This window comes from Streptomyces sp. NPDC051109, from assembly GCF_044455885.1.
Taxonomy (GTDB): domain Bacteria; phylum Actinomycetota; class Actinomycetes; order Streptomycetales; family Streptomycetaceae; genus Streptomyces.
Genome location: NZ_JBITFF010000065.1, coordinates 1 through 3,283, shown reverse-complemented (window position 1 = coordinate 3,283; position 3,283 = coordinate 1). Strand labels below are relative to the sequence as shown.

Below are 3,283 nucleotides of genomic sequence, written 5' to 3'. Positions count from 1 at the left end.
ATCCTCAGTAACGACGAACCTCTGACTCAGGTCACTAGCGCCGATCGCGGAAGACCTATCGGGGCGCTGCCCCACCTGGCAGCGTGAGCTAGAAATCCCGATCAGCCCTGGAGAGTCAGGAATCCCCTCCCTGCAGGGAGGGGAGGATTCAACGAAGCATGCAAGCACAACTGGGCTGACCAGGGACGGCAAACGTCGGCGCATGGCCGACCCCTTGTTGTTCGGGATCGGCCATGCGCGGGCGGGGCGGGTCAGTGAAGCGCGGTGCCGACGGTGGTGCAGGTGGTGCCGTTGAGGGTGAAGCCGCCGGGTGCGGGGTTGGCGCCGGAGTAGGCGCCGTTGAAGCCGATCGTGGTGGAACCCCCTGTGAGCAGGGACGCGTTCCAGCCGGCGTCCTTGACGGTGACCGTGGCGCCGGTCTGTGACCAGGTGCCGTTCCAGCCCTGGGTGACCGTCTGGTTGCCGGCGAAGGTGAATCCGAGGTTCCAGCCGGTGACCGGTGGCGCCAGGTTGGTGATCTTCACGCTCGCGGTGAAGCCGGTGCCCCAGTCGTTGCCGACCTGGTAGGCGACGGTGCAGCCGCTCGTCGTGGCCGGGCCCGTGGTGACCTGTAGCGTAGCCGACGGAGGTGAAATGCGGCCCCCGGTGTCGGTGGCCACCACGCGGAACGTGTAGACGGTGGCCGGGGTCAGGCCGGTGACGGTGGCGGTGGTGGCTGACGCGGGAACGGTGGCCAGCGGCGCCGTGCTGGCCGGGTCGCCGGCGTACACGCGGTAGTCCGCCAGGGGGGAGGTCCCGGCTGTGGCGGCCGGCCAGGTCAGCGTCACCCGGTCGGGGCCGGTCGCGGAGGCGGTGGGAGTGCCCGGTGCCGAGGGCGGGGTGGCCTGGGCCGAGCCGGCGGGAATGACGTACTCGGTGATCGAGTACGCCGGGAAAGTCGCGGTGAAGGAGCCGCCGTTCAGCGGCTGACCGGCCGGGTGCTGGATCGCGGTGGGACCGCCCTGGCCGTAGCGGTAGACCTGCGCCGCTGCCGGGAGTGCGGTGCCGCCGGTCACGGAGACGGGTGCGGTCAGGTCGCCGGTGGTCTTGTTGATCACCATGACCGTGGTGGCGTGGTCGCTGCTGCGCTCGGCCGCGTACACCGACAGCTTGTCCTGGTCGGCGCTCGCGGCCTTGACCGAGGTGTTCCCGAAGGTGCCGCCCTGGCCGTCGTAGTTCAGAAACATGCGGAAGGCGTACGCTCCGGGGTCGGTCGCTTTGGGCGGTGACCACAGGGTGGCCAGGTCCAGCCCCTGACGTCCGAAGATCCCCAGCACGTCGGCCTGGGCCAGGCCGCCGTCGATGTGGTCCAGCGCGCCCCAGTTGTACTCCGAGATGGCCAGCTTCGTACCTGGGTAGTTCTGGTCGACCAGCGAGCGCATCCGGGGGACGAACTGGATCGGCTGGTTGATCCAGCTCTCGTCGACGTACGAGGGATCCCACAGCTGCCGGGTGGAACGCAGACGCAGGGCCTGCGTCGCCGCATCGTCCGCACTGCCGGACACACCGGACTGCTGCGGGTAAATGTGCTCGTCGAAGTAGTCCAGGATCCGGCGCCCGCGCGCCTGCTCGTACTCCTTCATCTTCTGCAGGTACCACGGGGCGAACTGCACGCCGCCGTGCGCGGCGGCGTCCGGGGGGTTCGACCAGCAACTGTCCCCCTGCTCGGCGCACACCTGCTGGTCCAGGCCGGAGTAGATCAGCGAGTTGAAGCCCCAGCCGACGGGGCCGAGGGTCTGCGCAGCCGGGTCGGCGTCCTTGACGGCTGCGGCGACGGCGTAGGTGCTGTCGCGCAGTTCGTCGTAGCCCGGGCCGGTCGGGTGGACATCGCGGTGCGTGCCGAACCACAGGTCCGGTTCGTTGTCCAGGTTGTAGAAGCGCACCCCGCCGGTGTTCGCGGTGCCGTAGGTACTGTCGAGGTATTGCACCCAGCCCTTGACGAAGCCCGGCCCCGCGGGCGTGCTGGTCTCGGCCGGAGCGTTGCCCGTGATCAGGGTGCCGTCGGGCTTCCTGCCGTTGCCGCAGTCCGGCCGCCACTGCGCGTCGGTCTCCTGCTGAGGACCGTACTTGGCCACGCTGAACCCGCAGCCGCTGTCGCGGCCGGCCGCCGTCCAGCCGGTCATCGGCACGGTCATCAGCGTGTCGGTGCCGGTCCTGCGGTTCTGCTCGACGAACTTGTCGGCCTGCGATCCGGCGGGCAGTGCCGCGGTGTCGTTGTTGTAGTGCAGGTCCTCGAAGTACCAGTCCGACCCGGCGTTGTAGGCGTCGAGCTTGTAGTTGTAACGGCTGGTGGCGTTGCCGCCCCAGCGGCCGATCGGCAGATGCAGCTCCTTGGCCAGTGCCTCGTCGGGGAAGTTCATGCCGTAGATGTGGGGGTCGATGGCGTGCCGCCCGCTGGTGGCATCCACGGTGATCGCCGGGCCCGCGGTGGCAGCGGCCGCGGAAACCGCTCGCCCGGGCGCGGTGCCGACGGCCTGCGCCGCTCCGCTACCGGCCAGCAGTACCGCGACTGCCGCCACGACGGCCGCCTTGTGTGTCGTACGCATGGTCTCCTTCTCAGCAGCCGACAGCGCGGGGGGTACGGCCCGCAACGCCCGAAGCTCCAGGAACGCGTCGTTCTCGGCGGGGGTGCCGGCGGTGACCCGCAGCCAGCCCGGTACGCCGTTCCGTGCGATCGACACGTACCGCCTGCAGCGCCGCGGCCTTGGGTGGGGGATGGAAACGACCGCGCTGCGGGAGTCCGGCACTCAACTCGCCGCTCCAGTAGGACAGTTACGGAGTGGGAGCGCTCCCACCCAGAAGTCTGGAGCGCCTGGACCCGGGTGTCAACATGTATGCACGGAACGCCAACCCCGACCTCGGCTCGGTGGTGGAGATGGAGGGCTGCGACCGACTCAAGGGGGAAGGCTGCCGCGAACAGCGATAGGAGCTCGTCGAGTTGATGCGTGCGCCTAGAGCCGGTCTGATAACTGATCTTGTGGCTGGTCGAGGTGAGTTGACGGACGCGGTGTCCGGTACTGGCCCAACCTCAGGGCCGCCATGCCCGTCGACGCTGTGCGGGCGCGCCAGACCACTACGTGATGGCTCTGGTCATCGATGAGGCCCAGCACCGCCCGCTAGCACGGCACACCAGGGCGCTTCTCCGACGCCTTCACGACAGGTATGAGGCCAAGGCACAAGCCACTGATCACACCCTGGAGCGGTTGCCCCGGCACTCAGAGCACGCCTACTGAGGATTTCAGGG

1 protein-coding gene is annotated in these 3,283 nt (G+C 69.0%); it reads right to left on the bottom strand.

Features of this window, described 5'->3' with window-relative positions; genetic code table 11:
• Positions 1–251: 251 nt before the first annotated feature.
• The gene (locus ACIBAD_RS37560) at positions 252–2,720 is read right to left on the bottom strand and encodes a glycoside hydrolase family 44 protein (protein ID WP_398911541.1); all 2,469 of its coding nucleotides are present in this window, start codon (positions 2,718–2,720) and stop codon (positions 252–254) included.
• Positions 2,721–3,283 lie beyond the last annotated feature (563 nt).